Below are 19,543 nucleotides of genomic sequence, written 5' to 3' on the forward strand. Positions count from 1 at the left end.
CATATAGACTCAATTTAGATTGTTAAATGACTAAATTATCACCAGAAGATAAATATTATATTTCAATGAAAACTTCCAGAACGCCATACCCAATAAAATATAAAGAACGTATCTCCTTAAAATACGAATACTTTAATTAAAGCTAAAAAAGCTGATGACTTTATTAAAGTCAATAGGATAAAAAAATACCGCTCAGTGAGGAGCGGTATTTTTCATGTGCACAATAAGAGCACTTATTAAAACACTAAGAGATGTAATCTATTACTTCTTAGCGGGCTCAGCAGCAGGTGCTGCTTGCGCTTTCTCAATTGATTTCAGTTCAACTTCAAAAATGAGCGTTGAATTGGGTGGAATAGTGCCATTATCACGCTCACCGTAAGCTAACTCAGCAGGGATGACAAACTTATACTTAGCACCAACAGGCATTAATTGAAGCCCTTCAGTCCAACCGGGAATAACGCGATCCAGTGGGAACTTAATCGTTTGGCCACGCTTGTATGAGCTATCAAACTCTTTACCGTCGAGCAGTGTACCTACATAGTCCACTTCAACGGTATCTTCAGCAGCCGGTTTTTCACCTGAACCCGGCGTCAAGACTTCGTATTGTAAGCCTGATTCAGTGGTAACAACTCCGGGCTTAGCCTTGTTTTCTTCAAGGTACTTTTTACCCTCTTCGATATTTTTCGCAGAAATCGCTATCGCTTGTTCCTGACGTTTATCATTCAACTTTTTATCCAAACCTTGCAGAAGGGTTTGCATCTCTTCTTCTGTTAGCTTGAGTTGGTCGTTCAAACCATTCGTAAAACCAGTGACGATCAGAGAGCGATCAACGGGTAGGCCTAATTCTTCTTGCTCTTTAATATGGCCTGACATGTAACGACCGATGGAAGCGCCTACACTGTAAGCTTCTTTTTGAGCTTCTGTCGTTAATTCAACATTTGTGCCTACGTCTGTTGCTTTTTCTTCTTTATTACAAGCAGATAGGCCAATCACAGCCAATGCAACTAACGATAATTTATAAATCGATTTCATTAAAGCTTCCTCAGCATCCTCAAGCGGTTACAATAACCTAAGCGCGATAACTTTATACTAGTTATCTTGGTTATACCAACTAGATTCTTTATGGGTTAATAGTGATTAATCTCACTTTCTCGAGACTAGAGACACCGACTTTAGGAGCAAGTTCATGAAGAAAATTCTACTGCTGGTTCTTTGCACAACTTTTCTGACTGCTTGTCAGCCTAAAGCTGAAGATATTCAAGTGCTCACTACTGATTCAAGTTATAGCGCCAGTCTGTCAAACAATGGCAAATTTGCCCTAGTCGCCACCCAAAATAATGGTGTGCAATGCTGGGATCTCACCAGCCACACCTTAAGGTATCAGTGGATACATGGTGATATTAATACAGGGGTAACAAGTACGGCGATATCACCTAATGGACTTTATGGGGCATCATTAAGCCGAGATTCAGTTGCATTATGGACAATAGCCGACGGAAAATCATTCGGTTGGTGGTCATTACCCTCATCGGGAGAAAGTGTCGCTGTCGCAGATAATGGCGCCCTACTGATAGGATTAAACGATGGCAGTGTTATGTCGCTTAATGCTAACAAAACTGCACTGATTAAATTTCTTGGGCATACCGAAAGGGTCAACAGTGTTGCACTCTCTGCCGATGGTCGTATAGCCTTGACGGGGTCAAATGATATGCAGGCCATACTATGGCAGGCACAAACCGGACAACCTATCCACACTTGGGATCTTGGCAGTCGAGTGACTAAGGTGGCACTGAACGACAGTGGCAGCTTAAGCTTTACCAATGGCAGTACTAATGAAGCAAAAATATGGGACAATGCAAGCGGTAAGCTTTTAAATCAATTAAAGATTAACCGTCGACAAATGACCTTTTCAGCGGTACGTTTTACTCAGCAAGACAGCCAGTTGTTAACGGGAACTCCCGCCCGTGAAGTCATACTCTGGCAACGAGATACAGGCAAGCAAATTGGTAAATGGCAAGTTGCGCTCACTAAAAACAGCCAAACACGTGGAGCCGTTGTATACTCTGTGGCAATTCGAGATACCAATAAAGTCGTTAGTATCAGTAGCCAAGGCTTAGTCGAGACTTGGCAACAATAGAGGTTAGTCATGCAAGGCGTACAAGAACAGATTGAAGAGCTACAAACTAAATTGGCTTTTCAGGAACTCACCGTCGAAGAATTAAACCAAGAAGTGATAAAACTCAATAGACTGGTGGCCTATCAACAGCATCAAATTCAACTGTTAGTGGGCAAATTACATGCAATGGAACCGAGTAATATTGCGACGCAAGCAGAAGAAACGCCACCACCACACTATTAATGTTCACCCAATTTGTTCACCCTAAATAGCAAACGAATATCCAGGGATATGCGATGTTTAGAGATGAGAAGTTAAAAGAGATGTCTGCCCCGCTCCCAATAGCGCAGTATGGCGAAGCCATATTAAGGCAGACCGCCATCGAAGTCCGTCAATTCGACGCCAAACTGACTCACTTAGCCGAACAAATGTCAGCCAGTATGATGGCCGCTAAAGGTGTGGGTATCGCCGCGCCTCAGGTGCATAGTCCGCTGGCGATGTTTATTATGGCTTCTCGTCCCAATGCTCGTTATCCAGACGCCCCTCATATGGCGCCTGTCGTCGTTGTTAATCCACAAATCCTAAACGTATCGGATGAACTCAACGCAGGGGAAGAAGGCTGTTTATCGGTTCCAGAACAACGATTTATCATACCAAGACATGACAGAATTGAAGTACGCTATCAAAATTTACAGGGTGAATGGCAACAGGCGGTACTTTCGGGATTTATTGCGCGGATTTTTCAGCACGAATTTGACCATTTGCAGGGAATAACCTTGCTTGAGCGCTCACATATACCCATAGACTCAAAATACACAGTAACGGAAGGTAATGCTCAATAATGAAACCCACCTTCAGCACATCTTTCATTAAGCCTGTCATCACATCCATATTTGCAATCAGTTTTACGCTGGGAGTAAGTGGCTGCGCCTACAACAGTATTTTTATTAACTATCCATCGCAAATCGCGCCGATAAAACAAGAACTCAATAGCGCAACACCGATGGCGGACATCAATAAACTCGCGAGTAATATTCAAGGTAACGACGGCTTACTCTACGCCCAAGAAGCAGGCCGAGTCGCACAAGTTGCAGGAGACTTTGCCAATAGTAAAAAATATTATCAGCAAGCCATCAGTGCCTATACCGCCTTCGATGATAAAGCCAAAATTAGTGCTAGTGACTTAGGTGCAACAGCCAGTAGCTTAGTCTTAAACGACAATGCCATCCCCTACCGAGGACCGGGTTATGAGCGCATTATGCTCCATCAATATCAAGCACTTAACTATTTGTTCAGTGGTGATTTTCAAGGTGCGTTAGTCGAAGTTCGTCGCAGTAATGAGCTACAAGGCTCTGAACAAGAACGCTATGAAAAATCACAAAAATCGGTACAGGCTATGGCTAATGGTACTGTGGATGCCGAGGTCAATCGCCTTGGGCAAGCAGCAGGCACTGTCACAAGCTCCTTCTTAAACGCCTACAGTTATTACACTACAGGTGTGCTTCACGAAGTCTTAGGTGAACCCAACGATGCCTTTATTGATTACCGAAAAGCGGCGCAAATTACCCCTGATAATACCTATTTACAACAGGATTTAGTTCGCCTCGCCAAACAACTTGGTATGCCACAATACGATGAATTTAAACGACGTTGGGGTGAAGCAACTTTACCTAAGCCGAATGAAGGGCAAGTGATCCTTATGGTTGAGCGCGGTTTTGTCCCCGAAAAGCAAGCGCTTACTGTGCCATTTACCATACATGGCAACTGGCAAACCGTATCACTTGCAACCTATGGCCCAAACAATACTTTTGTACCAGAGACGCAAATTCAGGGTTTGGGTACAGTGCTAAAAACGGAACCCATTGCCAATATTGATGCCTTAGCCATCACGGCATTGAAAGAAGATTTACCTGCAACACTTGTGCGTCAAGTCGCCCGTGTCTATGCAAAATCAGAAATGGCCTATCAGATAGAAAAAAGTGGTCGACCAGGGAATAATGCCGCCGATATTGGCAGCATAGCGATGCAAATCTTTAACGTAGTAACGGAACAAGCGGACCGTCGCAGTTGGTTGACGCTCCCTAAACAAGCACAAATCGGCAGGCGTTATCTCAATGCAGGGGAATACACTTTGCAATTAGATAAGGCGCCGCCAGCTAAAATTGACATTGCAGCAGGCAAAACCACCTTAGTCTGGGCAATTGATACTGGTAATTACACTCGAATTTATTCAATAATCATTTAACCTAGCGGTGAAGACTTTTGGATAAAACGAGTGTCATTAAGTTTATACAATCACAAAATGGAACTGACTATGAAACAATTTAAACTGATTTTTGTGCTGGCTGCCGTAATGGGCCTGGCTGCATGTCAATCTAAAGTCGAATATGGCGATGCAACTGAAGTTGAAACCGTCAACGCAAACTTTGGCTCAACCGATCTTCAGGCTATTGCAGCTAAAATGGTCGATAGTATGATGACTTTCCCTCCTATCGTGGCAATTACGGCTAATAACCGCCCGATTTTATTTGTTGATAGCATCAAAAACAAAACGTCTGAACATATTGATACTGAGTCAGTTACAGACTCTATCAGCAACAAATTACTGCGTTCTGGCAAGTTCCGCTTTATCGATATGACTAAAGTTGACTCCGTTCGCAAACAGTTGGACTACCAAAACAATACTGGCATGGTTGATCCATCTACAGCTATTAAATTCGGTCGCCAAATTGGTGCTCAATACATGCTGTACGGCAATCTATCTAGCATAGTGAAGCAAGATGGCAGCACCAAAGATGTTTACTATAAAATGACCATGCGTTTAATGGATTTAGAAACAGGGCTGATTGAATGGTCTGACGAAAAAGAAATCCGTAAAACGAAATCTAAGTCTTTCTTAGGTATGTAATTATCACGCTGAATACCCAGCAGTAATTAACATTCATACAAAAGCCAGCATCATTACTGGCTTTTTTTACATTTTTAACATTGGTTATCCAAGGTAAATAAGGTAGTGTACTCGGCCAAAATACACTGCGATGACTGCGCCCCAGCCCCGCTATAGCGTGAACTATTATTAACCGCTAAAGTAACTGGCGCGATTAAAAAAGCGTCGCACATCTCAAACGTAAACAAGAAAAACAAATCGTTGAAGGATTTATGTTGTGAATTTGTTTAAAACTAGCCTAATTGCCTTAACCTGTGGCGCATTAATGTCATGTGCCACCCAAAGCACGCTTAATACAGGCCCTAGAGATGCCAGCCCGTATATCAGCCAGTATCAGGCAAGCCTGCGATCGCAGGTAATTTCAGATGTCCGCTATGAACTGGATTTTCAACTGACAGGTGAAACAGAATTCTCTGCCAGCACTAAGGTCACTTTTCGTTTAAGTGAAGTACCAAAACAGCTGAGTTTAGATTTAAGCAAAGCCCAAATAAAACGCTTTACTATCAACGGCACTGCCGTTTACCCCAACTACAATGGTGCCTATATCAGCCTAAATCCACGTTTACTCACCTCGGGCGAGAACACGGTGGAAGTACAATTTACCCGCGCACACAGCACCAATGGCGAAGGCTTACATCGTTTCCAAGATCCTGTCGATGGAAAGGTCTATCTTTATTCCCATTTTGAACCCGCTGCTGCCCAGCAAATGTTTGCCGTATTTGACCAGCCCGATCTCAAAGCCAATTATCAAATTACCGTTACGGCCCCCAAAGATTGGCAAGTGATAAGCACGATGCGTGAAACGAGCGTCACCCCAGCAGGCGCCTTTAATCGCTGGGAGTTTCCGCAAACCCCCAAATTAAGCCCGTATAATTTTTCGATGCATGCCGGACCTTATCATATGTGGCAAGATAACTCTGGCCGCTATCCCATGCGATTATTTGCAAGGGAATCAGTGGCAAAACAAGTTACGCCAGAAGATTGGTTCACCTATACCAAACAAGGATTGACCTTCTTCGATAACTACTTTGGTATCCCTTATCCCTTTAAAAAGTATGATCAACTTCTCGTGCCTGATTTTCTCTATGGCGCAATGGAAAATGCAGGCGCAGTCACCTTTGCAGAAGATCATTTTCTTTACAAAGCTGCGATGACAGCGGATCAAAAGCAGAGTTTGGCAAGTGTTATCATGCACGAAATGGCACACCAATGGTTTGGCGATCTTGTCACCATGGAATGGTGGAATGGCCTGTGGTTAAACGAAAGTTTTGCCTCTTTTATGGGGATGCTAGCGACCCAAGAAGCAACCGAATTTACCAATACTTGGCGTAGTTTTTATGCCCAAGGTAAACAAAAAGCCTATGAGCAAGACAGCTTAGTGACGACACATCCCATTGAAGTGCCTGTGGCTACCACCCAAAATGCCTTCGATAATATTGATGCCATCACCTACCAAAAGGGGGCATCGACCCTAAAGCAATTACAACACTTATTAGGTGATATGGTATTTAGGCGTGGTGTAAGCAACTACCTAAAAGAGTACAGCTATAAAAATGCGGAACTTGACGACTTTATCAATAGCCTAGCCAAAGCTGCTGGCCGTGATTTAAAGGTATGGACGCAGGAATGGCTCTATAGTGCTGGAGTCAATACCATCAAAGCCGACTATCGCTGCGAAGGTAATCGTATTACTGAATTTAATCTATTACAGTTCCCCGCCAGTGCCGACCTTCCCACGTTGCGTGAACAAAAGGTTCAAGTCGCTTTATTTACTCAAGGGCGATATGACCTCAGAAATGAGATTACCGTCCCCGTCACTTATAAAGGGGCTCGTACCGAAGTCAAACAACTGGTCGGCGAACGCTGCCCCGATTTAGTGTATCCAAACTTTGATGATTGGGGCTTTGTTAAAGTAGCACTCGATGACAAATCCTTTACTACGGCAAAACAACAACTGAGTAATGTGTCAGATCCCCTGCTACGCTCCATGCTCTGGCAGAGTCTCTGGGACAGTGTGCGTGAAGGCCATTTAAGTTTAGAGCAATACCTCAGCACAGTATTTGTAAATGCACCAGCAGAGGCGGATTACACCGTTGTCGGTCAAATTATTTCGAGTCTATTGAGCTCAAAAGAATACCTCGCGCAAATCGCACCCATTCAACAAAATTATGCCGAAAATGCAGTGAAAGGCTTAACTCAAATGAGCCTTAGAAAAACCATGGAAAGCAGGGGCGATAATGATTTCCAGCGCCGTTGGTTTAATGCCTATATAAAACTGGCAAGCGATCGCGATTCACTGCGCCATCTCGCACAACTGTTAGATGGGACTTCGAAAATTAAAGGTTTAACCCTAGATCAAGATTTACGCTGGGCAATTATTACTCAGCTGAATCGCTATGACTTCCCTAATGCCTTGCAACGCTTGACTCAAGAAGCGGCAAAGGATAACTCAGACTCAGGCCAGAAAGCCGCCCTCGCAGCAGAGGTTATCCGTCCAGAAGCAACAGCCAAACGCCGCTGGTTAAGTAAAGTCCACTTAGATGCATTGCCTTTCGCTAAACAGCGTATCGTGATGGAAAACTTGTACCCTGCGGAGCAAAAACTGCTCAGTGCTGCCACGGCAGAAGAACGCTTGGCAAGCCTTATCGATATGGATAAAAAGGGGCCGGTCTTTATGCGTAGCTATAGCCATAATTTGATCCCAACCGACTGCAATTACACAAGTATTGCCGCATTGGATAAAGTGCTGGATAGCCAGACAGGTTTAACCAATCTCACCCGCCGCGCCTTGCTCGAAAAGCGCCAAAGAGAACAGCAATGTGTACAAATAAAAAATAAAATGACCCATTAAGTTTGATTAAAGAACCATACAATTAAGAGGCTCCTAGGAGCCTCTTTTTATATTTGGAGATAAAGCTACATTAAAATGAGTGTCTAATTCTTAGGCTCAATCACGATCACATATCCTTTAAATATTTCGTTACCTATTAAGGCGTTGACATTTTCAGCCGCTATACTCAATAGACGTTAGAGTGCTAACGGAATATTAAGGAATGAAATATGCGATCCACACTTAAAACTCGCCTACTTTTCAGTAGTCTTTCTGCCGTTTTGATCACTGTTGCTGTGTTAGTGAGCATTTCAAGTTACTTTATTCGCAATAATGCATTAGAAAATACCCGACATGAAATCGACCAACTGGCAAACACTTTTGCTCAAGGTATCGGTTTGTGGATGCAAGATAGGAAAACGGCTATTACTAGCCTTAAAAAAACCATAGAAGCCGATCCCAGTGTGCAAGTGACACCCTATTTGCTTCAAGCCCATAATGCGATGGGGTTTGCACTCACTTATTTTGGCGATGAACAAGGTGAAATGTACCGCCAAGATCCTGCACTCAATACTGCAAATTACGATCCTAGAATTCGGCCTTGGTATATGGACGCTAAAGCTGCGAACGCTATGGTTATGACAGCACCTTATGTCAGCGCGACGCTGAAAAAACAAGTCGTCACTATTGCTGAGCCCGTTATGGTATCAGGCCGACTTTTCGGTGTTGCGGCGGCTAACTTAACAATCGATCAGCTAACAGATGCAGTGCAGCGCTTACAAGTACCAGGCAAAGGCTACACTGTCATGGTCGATAATGCTGGACTCATTATTAGTCACCCCAATAGCCAGCTTAATACCCAGCAAATGGATAAAATAGATAGTAATTTTACCTCTGGCTGGTTATCCAAAAACGCAAGCGCCAATACGATGGAAGAACGCTATTTAGATGGCGCAACCAAACTGGTGTATGTTGCCGCCGTTCCTTCGACCGACTGGGCGCTGATTTTCGTGATGGATAAGCAGGAGATCATGTCACAGGCAACGGATCTCGCCTGGTGGATGTCAGTGATGGGGATCGCACTTTTAATTCTATTTGGTTTGATTTTAATTGGTATTTTTAAAATTCAGTTTTGAATCGAACCGGTAAATTCGGAGGCGGATTTGTTTGAGTCATGCTGCCGTATCTTGCCTTAATTGTCGATAATAGTTTTCCTCATATTCAGCTGGCGGGATATCGCCAATCGAGCCCAGTAATCTTCTGTTGTTAAACCAGTCAACCCAATCCAGCGTTGCAAGCTCGACCTGCTCCAACCCTCGCCAAGGGCCGTCTTTATAAATGACCTCGGCTTTGTACAGGCCATTTATCGTCTCGGCTAATGCATTGTCATACGAGTCACCAACGCTGCCGACAGACGCGGTAAAGCCTGCTTCTGATAATCGTTCTGAGTATCGTATCGAGACATACTGGCTTCCTCTGTCGCTGTGATGAATAACGCCTTTAGGCTTGCCCCTGGCCCATAAAGCCTGTTCCAGTGCATCCAGAATTAACTGCGTCTGCATCGACTTCATTACCCTCCAGCCCACAACTTTACGGGAGAACACGTCGGTGACGAAGGCGACGTAAACGAAGCCTGACCAAGTGGCCACATAGGTAATATCTGCCACCCAAAGCTGGTTTGGCCGACTTGCCGTAAACTCCCGGTTAACCAGATCCAGCGGCTTAGCAGCACTCTCATCAGGGATCGTTGTGACACAACGACGTCCTCGTCGCACGCCCTGGATCCCAAGAGTGCTCATCAGTCTGGCAACAGTACAGCGGGCTACTGTAAAGTCTTCTCGCTTCAGTTGCTTCCAGACCTTCCTGATGCCATAGCATTGCCGATTGTCCTGCCATACGCGCAGAATCTCTGGCTTTAACGCCTCATCCTGATGATAACGCTGACAGCGCAGCTGTGGCTGGGCTGCAAGTGACTTGCACCGGAAATACGTTGATGGCGCGATTTGCAGCACACGACAAATCGGCTCGACACCATGCAACGCTCGGTGCGAATCAATGAACTGGACTATTTCTTCGGTTTGCGGTCGAGCTCCGCTTGGGCAAAAAACGCAGCAGCTTTTTTCAGGATCTCGTTGGCCTGCTTAAGCTCTTTGTTCTCTCGCTCAAGTTGTTTGATCTTGGCTGCGGCATCGGTGGTAACTCCAGGCCTTTTGCCTGAATCCACCTCAATTCGATTAACCCAAGCCCTTAATGTCTCAGGTGTACAGCCAATTTTTGATGAAATAGACACCAGCGCTGCCCACCTGGAAGGGTGATCATGCTCTGAGGTTAAAACCATACGAACTGCGCGTTCGCGGACTTCTGCGGAATAAGTTGTTCTCTTGTTCATAGACTAATTCTCTCAAGAAAATTAGCCTCCGACAAACCCGGTATGATTCAGTTTAAAGATCTCGAACGCGTTGCCCAAGCCCTTAATGATATTGCCGAAGGTGATGGCGACTTAACCGTACGAATTCACACAGCAAACAGTCACGATGAAATAGGGATGTTGGCTTCAGGCTTTAACCGTTTTGTGGAACGTCTTCATGGCATGATCTCCCGCATGCATAAAATTGCGGGGCAACTTGAGTATCAAGCCCAAGGCAGCAGTGCTTCTGCGACGGATAATAGTCAACGTATTGCCGTTCAGCAGGATGAAGTGACAATGGTTGCGACTGCAGTTACCGAAATGGCCAGTGCAACCGAAGAGATAGCCAGTAATGCGGAGCATACTGCGCAAACGGCACAAAATGCAGTTAGTCTTTCTAATCATGGCCAAAAACAAGTAGTACAGAGCCAGCAATCCATTCGCAACCTAGCGAATGAGGTGGAAACCGCAGGCCGTATCATAGGTGAACTTAATGAGCACTCGCAGAAGATCAACAGTATTTTGTTGACTATTAGTGGCATTGCAGAGCAAACCAACCTGCTCGCCTTAAACGCGGCGATTGAGGCTGCAAGAGCTGGCGAACAAGGTCGTGGTTTTGCCGTGGTTGCCGATGAAGTGCGCGTATTATCGCAACGAACACATTCATCAACCCAAGAAATTCAAGCCATGATCGAAACCCTACAACAAACGGCAGCCAAAGCCGTAAAATCGATGACACAAAGTCATGGAATGGCAGAAACCAGTGTTGCCGATGCCAATTCTGCTAGCGAAAGTTTATTGCAGATAAGTAAAGCGATTAATGATATTTCAGATATGGCGAGCCAAATTGCCACTGCCGCCGAGGAACAAACCTCTGTCACCAGTGAGATAAACCGCAATACAGAGTCTATTCGTGAAGTCTCTGAAAATCTCTCAATTGAGGCGCAAACCTCTATGGTTCAAGCACAAGAACTCGCCCATTTAGCGGCTTCGCTCCAACAGGAAGTAAACCGCTTTAAGCTATAAGAAAGAAAAATCTTCTGATAAAACAATGCCCGACAATGGATAACATTATCGGGCATTGTTTTAATCACTAAGTTTTAATAACTAAGTCTTATTCATTAACCAATAATTGATGCTTTAACATCAAATGTTAAATGACTTTTTTAGCATTAGTGGGGTGTAGCTCGAGCGGCAGTATCGTATCAACAAAGATAGATCTTAAACCTTGATATCCCATCTCAATACGATTACCACCGTTCTTTTTGGCCTTATACATAGCCGTATCTGCACAGGAAATCAGTTGTTTCTCATCGATACCATGTTCCGGATACATAGCAATGCCGATGCTAGGTAATATTTGAACTTGCTGATCAATAAGCTCAAAGGGTTGATTAAGTACTTGTAAAATCTTTTGAGCCGTTACTAAGGTATTTTTAGCAGAATCGACTCGTTCGAGTAAAATCACAAATTCATCGCCACCAAAACGGGCAACTGTATCAGAGGCTCTCACACAGCCAAGTATACGCTGCGCTGTCACTTGCAGTAATAAATCCCCAACACTGTGTCCATAGGTATCATTTACCCACTTAAACTTATCAAGATCCAAATACAGTAAGGAAAAATAACTCCCTTCCCGATGAGCCCGAGATAGGGCTTTTTGGAACCGATCGTAAAACAACGCTCGATTCGGTAATTGAGTTAATTGATCATACAAAGCAATATGCTCTAGGCGAGCTAGCATTTGTCGACGTTCAATAGCAAAGGCTATTTGGGTTGAAACAAACTCAACTAACTCATAATCTTGATATGTATAAGGTGCAGAAGTCGGGTCAGTATGCATCATTAACGCACCAATAACCCCTTTTTGTAACTTAAGCGGTACGCCAAGCCAGCTTAAACGGCTATTACCTAACTCGGCTGCGGCGCCTTTTGGATACTCGTTTAAGCTAATAGGGCAAAGTAATATCGATTCTGCATTTTGGATCACTTGTTCAGTAAATACGCGAAAACTTTCGATGTCTACAGCCGAGTTTTCTTGGGTGCTAACCCGATACGGAAAACTAAGCTCTTGTAAATCTTGATCATAAAGTGCAATAGCAAAATTCTCTGCAGGGAGTAACTTTGCCATAATTTGGTGAATATGTTGGTATAGTGCCAGTAAATCCTCTGTCACATGCACAGCTTCTGAGATTTCATACAAGGCCGCCTGTCTACGCTCGGCATTTTTTCTCTTCGTAATATCTCGAGCAACAGCGACACGCTGCTGATGGTCCTCTGACCAACGAGCAGACCAAAGAATATCGACTATTGAACCATCTTTTCGCACATAGCGATTTTCAAAGTCAACCTTAAAACGACCATCCATAATTTCTTTAGCTGTCGCTAACGTACGCTCTCTATCTTCAGGTAATACAAGCTCTAGCATCTGCATACCAATCATTTCTTCTGGGGTGTAACCAAAAATTCGTTCTGCTCCTGCACTAACAAATTCAAACCGCCCCGTTTTATCGACAACACAGATCGCATCCAACAGCAGATCAATAAACTGACTTAGGGAAGTGTATTCATCATTATTCACGCAGATCTCCAATGACATCCAGAAAGCAAGTGTCTTTATTGGCTAAAAAGTTAACTAAGACATATGCTTAAATCTAAATAGCCTACAAATTAGCTTAACCTTATCCGTCTTTGCATAGAGTGATTTATCAACTTGTTTGCTTATTCCAACAATAACACACTATTAGAGTAGGTTAATTTGCAAAACCAATCCATTCTCTATTGGCTTTAGGTTGCCATTCACTGATATCGACAAACAAAGATAGTCATAACTACAATACATGACTCTTTTGAACATACTAAGTTGTTTGATATAAATAGATGATTAATCCATTTTAATGATGCTAGAGATTTGCGATTGAATTCATTAAGCTCACCACCTTATCGTCCCAGACAGTTGCGTTTGGGGTTAGCGATGTGGTCACATCAAAGCTGGCAAGACAGTGTTTACGGCCATCAAACTAAAGCAACAGAGCGGCTCGCACACTATGCTCATATTTTCAATTCTGTTGAAGGTAATACCAGTTTTTATGCCACTCCAGCACCACAAACCGTTTTAAATTGGCACAGTGCGACTCCCGATAATTTTCGCTTCACGTTCAAATTGCCTCAACGTATTACCCATCAGAAACAGCTTCAAGATTGTAATCAAGATCTGCGGGATTTTTTCCATATTATGGCGCCATTAATCGAGAAAACAGGCATATGGAAAATCCAACTCCCCGCTCATTTTGGGCCTGAACAACTTCCAGTATTGGCACGATTTTTAGATCACGTTCCCCAAGGATTGACCTATGGCGTCGAAGTCAGGCACCTTGCATTTTTTGCCAAAGGTGATGCAGAGCGAACACTCAATCGATTGTTAATAGATAAAAAAGTCAATCGAATCATTATGGATAGCCGACCCGTATTTGCCCTACCGCCTTTCAATGAAACCATTATTGATGCCCACAAGAAAAAACCACGAGTTCCAGTGCACCCAATAGCCACAGCGAATAATCCCGTTGTACGCTTTATCGGCCAAGCCGACGGTACGCTGGCTCTGCTGACACAACTCGGAACCACAGCTTTACCTAAGGATAATGATGCCTTTTTTACCCATTGGCTTAAGCAACTCACACTCTGGTTGAACGAAGGCCGTGAGCCCTACTTATTTATTCATACCCCAGATAATCAAACTGCACCTGAACTCGCCGCTCGTTTATATCGCAAACTGCAGCTCCACATTGCAGAGCACATTCAACTCGCCGACATCAAACTGCTTGAGAAAAAAGCAGAGGAAAAGAGTGCACAAATGGGGTTAGATTGGTGAAAACTCACAGTCAACACGATGACGGATATATACATTTTTGATGTGCTAGAGTGTGTGGACGCTTCAGGATTATTCCTGTCGCAAGTGAACTCACTTTTCTGCAAGGTAACGTCCGTGCAGTACCGTTATTCAACATAAACGGTACTCAATGATGCACTAAATACTGCGAAATTTATCGTCAAGCTGCTGCGCACAATCCAATTATTGCATTAGCCAAACATTGCATTAGCTAAAATAAACATACCACCAGAAAGTAGAATGGTAATCGGCAGGGTAAGTAACCAAGCAAGCATGATCTGCTTAATTGTCTGGCTTTGTAAGCCCGAACGATTCGCCACCATAGTGCCCGCTACTGCGGAAGATAAAATATGGGTCGTAGAAACAGGCATACCAGTCAGACTCGCCACACCGATGGATGCCGCGGCCGTGACCTGCGCAGCGATACCTTGGCTATAGGTCATGCCAGATGAACCAATCTTTTCACCCACGGTATACACAATTCGGCGCCAACCGACTAAGGTGCCACAACCCAATGCGGTTGCAATCGCGATAATGACCCACAAGGGAGCATATTCAGTGATGATAGTCAGATCTTTACGCCACTTGGCGAGTGAACTTAATTCTTTTTTAGGCAGTTCGAGCTTGGATACTTTACGGGCCGTATCGTCGATACAGAGCAATAAACGGCGTACTTCACGGCGCTCTTCAACCCCCATCTCTTTAAAAGTGGATACTTTGCCCAAATGACGATCGAGTTGTGACATCGCAGGTAACACTGTCTCTGCCGAGCAATGAGTCAACATATTATCGGCAACATGGACATCAGCCTTAAAATCAACCAGCTCACCAATAGCGGTCTGATTACGATCATAAATAGCCATAATACGCCGATTCGCATCCTGCGTTCTTTCTAAGTCATAGGGCTGACTATTCATATCGAGGGCAAAATATGCAGGAGCCATACAGATCAATACGAGCATGACTAGGCCAATCCCCTTTTGACCATCGTTAGAACCATGGGCAAAACTGACCCCCATGGCAGATACAATTAAGCTGACTCTCGCCCAAAATGGTGGATGCTTTTTGCCATTGATTTGGATTTGTTCATCGGGTGTTCGGTGGATTTTATGTTTTTGCCAAATCGATTTCATCAGCAGTAAAAAAAACGCTGCCATCACAAAACCTAATGTCGGAGAAATGATCAGAGACAGCATAATCTGCGTGGCTTTAGTGGTGTTTATGCCATGTAAGATCGGTTGATCGTGTAGCCATGCAAATGCTCCACCCACTCCCATTATCGAGCCTATTAAGGTATGCGAACTTGATGCAGGAATGCCAAAATACCAAGTGCCTAAGTTCCAAATAATCGCCGAAACTAAGAGGGAAAACACCATTAATAACCCTTGGGTAGAATCCATGCCTAGTAAGGAATCGACAGGTAACAAATGCACTATCGCATAGGCCACACCTAAGCCACCTAATAGCACACCTGCAAAATTAAAGAGCGCAGAGGTAACAACGGCAAAATTGGCTGGCATTGCCTTGGTATAAATGACCGTAGCCACCGCATTGGCAGTGTCGTGGAAACCATTGATGAACTCGTATGCCAATACAAACAGTATCGCAAGCACTAAACCCACAGACCAAGCAAAGCCTAACGTGGTGAACATTTCAAACATAACATACTGACCCATGGCGAGAACGCCCACAGATTACGCCTATATTTAACCTCTTTTACAGTGAAAAATTATTTAGATTGTCAAAAAGTGAATTAGCCCTCAATAACTCAGTAGCATGCTTGCAATTAACACGGGCTTCATTTTGTTCAACTATATGAACAACAGTGCACGGAAAACACCCAAAATATTGATTATACATGTAAAAATATATTTAAAGAGAGTGCTCGTTATCATAAGTCGTAACAGCGCTATACCCCATGATCGCCTAAGCGAAATCGCTGTGGCGTCATCCCAAAACGCTCCTTGAAGGCTTTGATATAGGATGAATCATTTTGATAACCAATTTGGTGGGCCACATTCTGTATTGATAGGTCAGTGGCCAATAATGACAGCGAATAGATCAGCCGCAAATGTTGACGCCATAATACGAATGAAGAACCAAACTCTCTCACAAATAACCTCGACAATGTTCGTTCCGATGCCCCAACCATCTCCCCCCATTTCGCTAAAGAGAAATCTAAAGCTGGCGTTTGGGTTAAATGCTCAAAAATCAATTTTAGACGCCTATCTTGCGGTATCAGTAACTTAAACGTCTGTCCTTCCGCACTATTAATTTGATCGTATAACACCTCAAGCAAACGCAGTATTGGCGCCAGAACCATTGGCTCAACATTCATTGGGATATTAAAAGCACATTGTTTTCTGAGCGTTAGCACTAACTCCCTTAGAAAAGCACTCATAGCGACGGGTTTAATTGTGGCGCCATAATCTCGCCCATACATAGGATTCAAATAGACACCAATAAAGCAGGTATCTGTAATCGCAACAGACTCATGTATCACACCAGCTGGCACAAAAAGCGCTGTGGTATGGGGGACTAAAAACAGTGTCCCATTTGCCTCTGTCTGTAACAGACCTTGGAGCGGAAAAATAAGCTGATGCCAGCAGTGCTGGTGTAAAACATCCACATAACCCTTCTGCATCTCAATCGTTTTTACAAAAGAAGGCATATTAGGCGCTTGCTCAATCATGGCGTTAATCGAATCGAGTTGGCGATTTAGCATCATTACTTGTCCATATAACGTTATTCAGCCAAATAAAAAGGATTGTAGCATAGCGTTATCCCATAAAAGACACAGGAAAACTCGATGCGCATTCATTGCATTATCCATGAAAGCTATGAAGGTCCAGGCTATTTTAGCGATTGGGCCGCAAGCAAAAACTACAGTATGAGCTTTAGCAGAATCTATCTAAATGAAGCTTTACCTGACAATAGTGATGGTTTTGATCTATTAATTATCCTCGGTGGCCCCCAGTCTCCCGCGACATGCCAAAGCGATTGTCCATATTTTGATAGCCAAGCAGAACAAAGACTTATCAGGCAAGCTATCCAAACAAATAAAGCCGTTGTGGGGGTTTGTCTGGGGGCACAATTAATCGGTGAGGCATTGGGTGCCCGTTATCAAAAGAGTCCACATGCCGAGATTGGTTACTTCCCCATTGAACTGACTGCGGCAGGAAAAAGTGATATTAACCTTAAGGCATTTTCGACAACTGAAGTGGTCGGCCACTGGCATAACGATATGCCTGGCCTCACTCCCGATTGCGAAGTGCTCGCCACAAGTGAAGCTTGCCCACGGCAAATTGTACGTTACACACATTTAGTCTTTGGATTTCAATGCCATCTTGAATTTATCAGTAGCCAATTAACGCCACTCATTGCCCAAGAAAATGCTTTTTCCAGCCTGCCTAAAATGCCATATATTCAAAGCCCTGAGTTCATCCTGGAACAACCAACGACTCGAATGAATCAGTTGCTGGGGCATTTTTTAGATAATCTAGTCTTAGCCTATCAAGCCGTATATACCCCTAAGTAAAAAGTGGCTAAAGCCAAAACAAAAATGCCAGCTAAGTTTAGCTGGCATTTTAGATTAATGACTCACAAATCGCTTATTGCAGATGGCCCGCGTTATAGAGTTCACGATCATCCTTAGCGGGCGGATTCCACTGATACATCCAAGTTTCAGACAGTGGTTGACCATCGACTTCTAAGTAAACTCTTAGGTTAATTGGCTCAACGCTGTCCTCTGGAGGCACTACATCAAACATAGCACGATAGCCATTAATCGATGCTAAAGGACGTGCTGATTCGATTTCTACACGGCCTTGTGAGGTACTGATCACCGCTTTTACTTGAGTATCTTTGCCTAACATAGGTAAAGTGCCACCAGCAAAATCGATAACAAAGCGCTTACTGTAATATTTGCGCTTCTGACCAACCACACCACCTAAACCAGTGAAAGTATCAACAACACGGGCACGAGGTGATTGCACAGGTGGAATGCCTCCCCAATACATGTTGTAGCTATAAAGCAACTCTTGACCTGGTAAAATAGGCTCTGCAGGGTTCCAAAATGCCACTATGTTATCGAAGGTTTCATCCAGCGTTGGGATTTCCACTAGCTGTACAGAACCTTTACCCCAACTTCCCGTAGGTTCAATCCATAAACTTGGACGTTTTTCGTAGAAAACACCGTCATCCTGATAATGATCAAAATTACGATCGCGCTGCATTAAACCAAAACCTCTTGGATTTTCATCGCTATAGGCGTTGAATCGCAGATTTTCTGGGTTAGCGAGTGGACGCCAAATCCATTCGCCACTCCCTGTATGCATTGCTAAGCCATCCGAATCGTGGATCTCTTGACGCCAGTCATAACCAGTACGGCGATCGTTTTCACCCACCATATACATACTGGTTAGTGGCGCGACACCTAAACGCTCAATCGCTTTACGGGGATAAATCGCCGCATCGACTTTCATCTTCAAACGCTCACCTGGCTCAATGTCAAAACGGTAAGCGCCAGTCACACTTGGAGAATCTAACAATGCATAGACGGTGGCAATATTCGAGCCTGGTTTAGGTTTCTCTAACCAGAAATGAGTAAACATTGGAAACTCTTCAGGTTTTGGTAATGCAGTATCAACCGCCAAACCACGGGCTGATAAACCGTATTGCATCTCTTGACCTACTGCTCGGAAATAACTCGCCCCAAGGAAAGCCACCACATCACGCTGCCAATCGGTATTAAACTGCATTCTAAATCCAGCAAAACCGAGATCTTTAGGTAGCTGACTTCCTTTCACTTTAGACTTGCCGTAATCAAACATCGATGGTGAGTATTCGATAAGTTTGGCCTTACTCTCATCTAACTCATAGATATGTACTGGCGTATCAAAATACAAACCTAGGTGAAATAATTCGGCACGAAACTCAGAATCCTGATCACGCCACATTGCCGCTTTTTTCTTAAAATGGAACTGCTGGTAATCATCCCAGCTCATCCCCTGCAGGCTTTTAGGCAGTTCGCCCTTGTGACTAACATAGGACTCAGCAGCAAGTGTACGAGCATGACCCTTAAGCCATGCATAACTGAACTCTTCGCCCTCTTGCGGCGCGCTCGCCTTACCTGCAGCGCAGGCGGAAAGACTTAGCAATACACTACAGGTCAGCAATACACTGCCAACCATACGTTGCAAACGTCCACGAGTAGATTGAATTTCAACTGATGACGGCATAGCCATCAATTCACGGTTAACATTTCTTTGTTCGGGAAATAAATTGGGTTGCATAAGCAGACTCTGAATTGGTGTAACTTCCTGACACTTCGCTGCACATATAAGCAATATGCA

The 19,543-nt window shown here is 43.9% G+C and carries 14 protein-coding genes, 2 pseudogenes and 1 other annotated feature; of the genes and pseudogenes, 10 read left to right on the top strand and 6 right to left on the bottom strand.

Annotated features, from left to right (window positions below):
• Window positions 1-261: 261 nt before the first annotated feature.
• Window positions 262-1,032, bottom strand: coding sequence for an FKBP-type peptidyl-prolyl cis-trans isomerase (fkpA, locus tag MZ182_RS16070; protein ID WP_011788315.1), 771 nt, complete (start codon window positions 1,030-1,032; stop codon window positions 262-264).
• Window positions 1,033-1,186: 154 nt separating this feature from the next.
• Here fkpA and MZ182_RS16075 point away from each other — a divergent pair, with 154 nt between their 5' ends.
• The 7 genes and pseudogenes from MZ182_RS16075 to MZ182_RS16105 form a co-directional block, all read left to right on the top strand.
• Window positions 1,187-2,137 carry a WD40 repeat domain-containing protein gene (locus MZ182_RS16075; RefSeq protein WP_025007612.1) on the top strand — a complete coding sequence of 317 codons (951 nt, stop codon included), beginning with the start codon at window positions 1,187-1,189 and terminating at the stop codon, window positions 2,135-2,137.
• Between the two features lie 9 nt (window positions 2,138-2,146).
• Window positions 2,147-2,359, top strand: a complete 213-nt coding sequence (locus MZ182_RS16080) for a SlyX family protein (protein ID WP_248068155.1) — start codon at window positions 2,147-2,149, stop codon at window positions 2,357-2,359.
• A gap of 53 nt (window positions 2,360-2,412) precedes the next feature.
• Window positions 2,413-2,958: a peptide deformylase gene (gene def / locus MZ182_RS16085; protein ID WP_011788312.1), complete on the top strand. Its 546-nt coding sequence runs from the start codon at window positions 2,413-2,415 to the stop codon at window positions 2,956-2,958.
• Window positions 2,958-4,361: a COG3014 family protein gene (locus tag MZ182_RS16090; RefSeq protein WP_011919866.1), complete on the top strand. Its 1,404-nt coding sequence runs from the start codon at window positions 2,958-2,960 to the stop codon at window positions 4,359-4,361. Before def ends, MZ182_RS16090 begins: the two co-directional genes overlap by 1 nt.
• A gap of 69 nt (window positions 4,362-4,430) precedes the next feature.
• Window positions 4,431-5,024: a penicillin-binding protein activator LpoB gene (gene lpoB, locus MZ182_RS16095; protein ID WP_014611191.1), complete on the top strand. Its 594-nt coding sequence runs from the start codon at window positions 4,431-4,433 to the stop codon at window positions 5,022-5,024.
• Between the two features lie 256 nt (window positions 5,025-5,280).
• Window positions 5,281-7,914 carry an aminopeptidase N gene (gene pepN / locus MZ182_RS16100; RefSeq protein ID WP_248068148.1) on the top strand — a complete coding sequence of 878 codons (2,634 nt, stop codon included), beginning with the start codon at window positions 5,281-5,283 and terminating at the stop codon, window positions 7,912-7,914.
• Between the two features lie 209 nt (window positions 7,915-8,123).
• Window positions 8,124-9,026: pseudogene (locus MZ182_RS16105) on the top strand (cache domain-containing protein); the annotation flags it as partial.
• A 39-nt stretch (window positions 9,027-9,065) separates the two neighbouring features.
• Here the strand turns inward: MZ182_RS16105 and MZ182_RS16110 are convergent.
• Window positions 9,066-10,282 (bottom strand): IS3 family transposase gene (locus MZ182_RS16110; RefSeq protein WP_165564867.1). Its coding sequence is split into 2 segments (ribosomal slippage): window positions 9,066-10,000 and window positions 10,000-10,282, totalling 1,218 coding nucleotides; the frame shifts between segments, so codons are not numbered across the junction.
• Window positions 9,888-10,004 (bottom strand) — a sequence feature (AL1L pseudoknot). It overlaps the preceding gene by 117 nt.
• Before the next feature lie 45 nt (window positions 10,283-10,327).
• Here MZ182_RS16110 and MZ182_RS16115 point away from each other — a divergent pair.
• Window positions 10,328-11,326 (top strand): annotated as a pseudogene (locus MZ182_RS16115) (methyl-accepting chemotaxis protein); the annotation flags it as partial.
• Window positions 11,327-11,453: 127 nt separating this feature from the next.
• Here the strand turns inward: MZ182_RS16115 and MZ182_RS16120 are convergent.
• Complete coding sequence (locus MZ182_RS16120) at window positions 11,454-12,881, bottom strand: GGDEF domain-containing protein (protein WP_025007610.1); 1,428 nt, start codon at window positions 12,879-12,881, stop codon at window positions 11,454-11,456.
• Window positions 12,882-13,274: 393 nt separating this feature from the next.
• On the opposite strand from MZ182_RS16120, the gene MZ182_RS16125 reads away from it, so the two are divergent.
• Window positions 13,275-14,171 (top strand): DUF72 domain-containing protein, encoded by an 897-nt coding sequence (locus tag MZ182_RS16125; RefSeq protein WP_248069485.1) that lies wholly within the window; start codon window positions 13,275-13,277, stop codon window positions 14,169-14,171.
• 209 nt (window positions 14,172-14,380) lie between these two features.
• On the opposite strand, the gene MZ182_RS16130 is transcribed toward MZ182_RS16125, so the two are convergent.
• Window positions 14,381-15,850: an inorganic phosphate transporter gene (locus tag MZ182_RS16130; RefSeq protein ID WP_248069504.1), complete on the bottom strand. Its 1,470-nt coding sequence runs from the start codon at window positions 15,848-15,850 to the stop codon at window positions 14,381-14,383.
• A 248-nt stretch (window positions 15,851-16,098) separates the two neighbouring features.
• Window positions 16,099-16,914 (bottom strand): helix-turn-helix transcriptional regulator, encoded by an 816-nt coding sequence (locus tag MZ182_RS16135; RefSeq protein WP_317246820.1) that lies wholly within the window; start codon window positions 16,912-16,914, stop codon window positions 16,099-16,101.
• An 84-nt stretch (window positions 16,915-16,998) separates the two neighbouring features.
• On the opposite strand from MZ182_RS16135, the gene MZ182_RS16140 reads away from it, so the two are divergent.
• Window positions 16,999-17,727 carry a type 1 glutamine amidotransferase gene (locus MZ182_RS16140; RefSeq protein WP_248069489.1) on the top strand — a complete coding sequence of 243 codons (729 nt, stop codon included), beginning with the start codon at window positions 16,999-17,001 and terminating at the stop codon, window positions 17,725-17,727.
• Between the two features lie 73 nt (window positions 17,728-17,800).
• On the opposite strand, the gene MZ182_RS16145 is transcribed toward MZ182_RS16140, so the two are convergent.
• Entirely contained in the window at window positions 17,801-19,483 is a 1,683-nt protein-coding gene (locus MZ182_RS16145) for a glucan biosynthesis protein (RefSeq protein ID WP_041408330.1), read from the bottom strand.
• Window positions 19,484-19,543 lie beyond the last annotated feature (60 nt).

Origin of the sequence: Shewanella sp. JNE2, from assembly GCF_023159115.1 — a bacterium.
Classification (GTDB): Bacteria; Pseudomonadota; Gammaproteobacteria; order Enterobacterales; family Shewanellaceae; genus Shewanella; species Shewanella putrefaciens.

Bases quoted from the DNA above. Each gene is read 5' to 3' on its own strand.
- fkpA (WP_011788315.1), bottom strand. From the start codon at position 1,032: ATGAAATCGATTTATAAATTATCGTTAGTTGCATTGGCTGTGATTGGC.
- MZ182_RS16075 (WP_025007612.1), top strand. From the start codon at position 1,187: ATGAAGAAAATTCTACTGCTGGTTCTTTGCACAACTTTTCTGACTGCT.
- MZ182_RS16080 (WP_248068155.1), top strand. From the start codon at position 2,147: ATGCAAGGCGTACAAGAACAGATTGAAGAGCTACAAACTAAATTGGCT.
- def (WP_011788312.1), top strand. From the start codon at position 2,413: ATGTTTAGAGATGAGAAGTTAAAAGAGATGTCTGCCCCGCTCCCAATA.
- MZ182_RS16090 (WP_011919866.1), top strand. From the start codon at position 2,958: ATGAAACCCACCTTCAGCACATCTTTCATTAAGCCTGTCATCACATCC.
- lpoB (WP_014611191.1), top strand. From the start codon at position 4,431: ATGAAACAATTTAAACTGATTTTTGTGCTGGCTGCCGTAATGGGCCTG.
- MZ182_RS16125 (WP_248069485.1), top strand. From the start codon at position 13,275: ATGTGGTCACATCAAAGCTGGCAAGACAGTGTTTACGGCCATCAAACT.
- MZ182_RS16130 (WP_248069504.1), bottom strand. From the start codon at position 15,850: ATGTTTGAAATGTTCACCACGTTAGGCTTTGCTTGGTCTGTGGGTTTA.
- MZ182_RS16135 (WP_317246820.1), bottom strand. From the start codon at position 16,914: ATGCTAAATCGCCAACTCGATTCGATTAACGCCATGATTGAGCAAGCG.
- MZ182_RS16140 (WP_248069489.1), top strand. From the start codon at position 16,999: ATGCGCATTCATTGCATTATCCATGAAAGCTATGAAGGTCCAGGCTAT.
- MZ182_RS16145 (WP_041408330.1), bottom strand. From the start codon at position 19,483: ATGCAACCCAATTTATTTCCCGAACAAAGAAATGTTAACCGTGAATTG.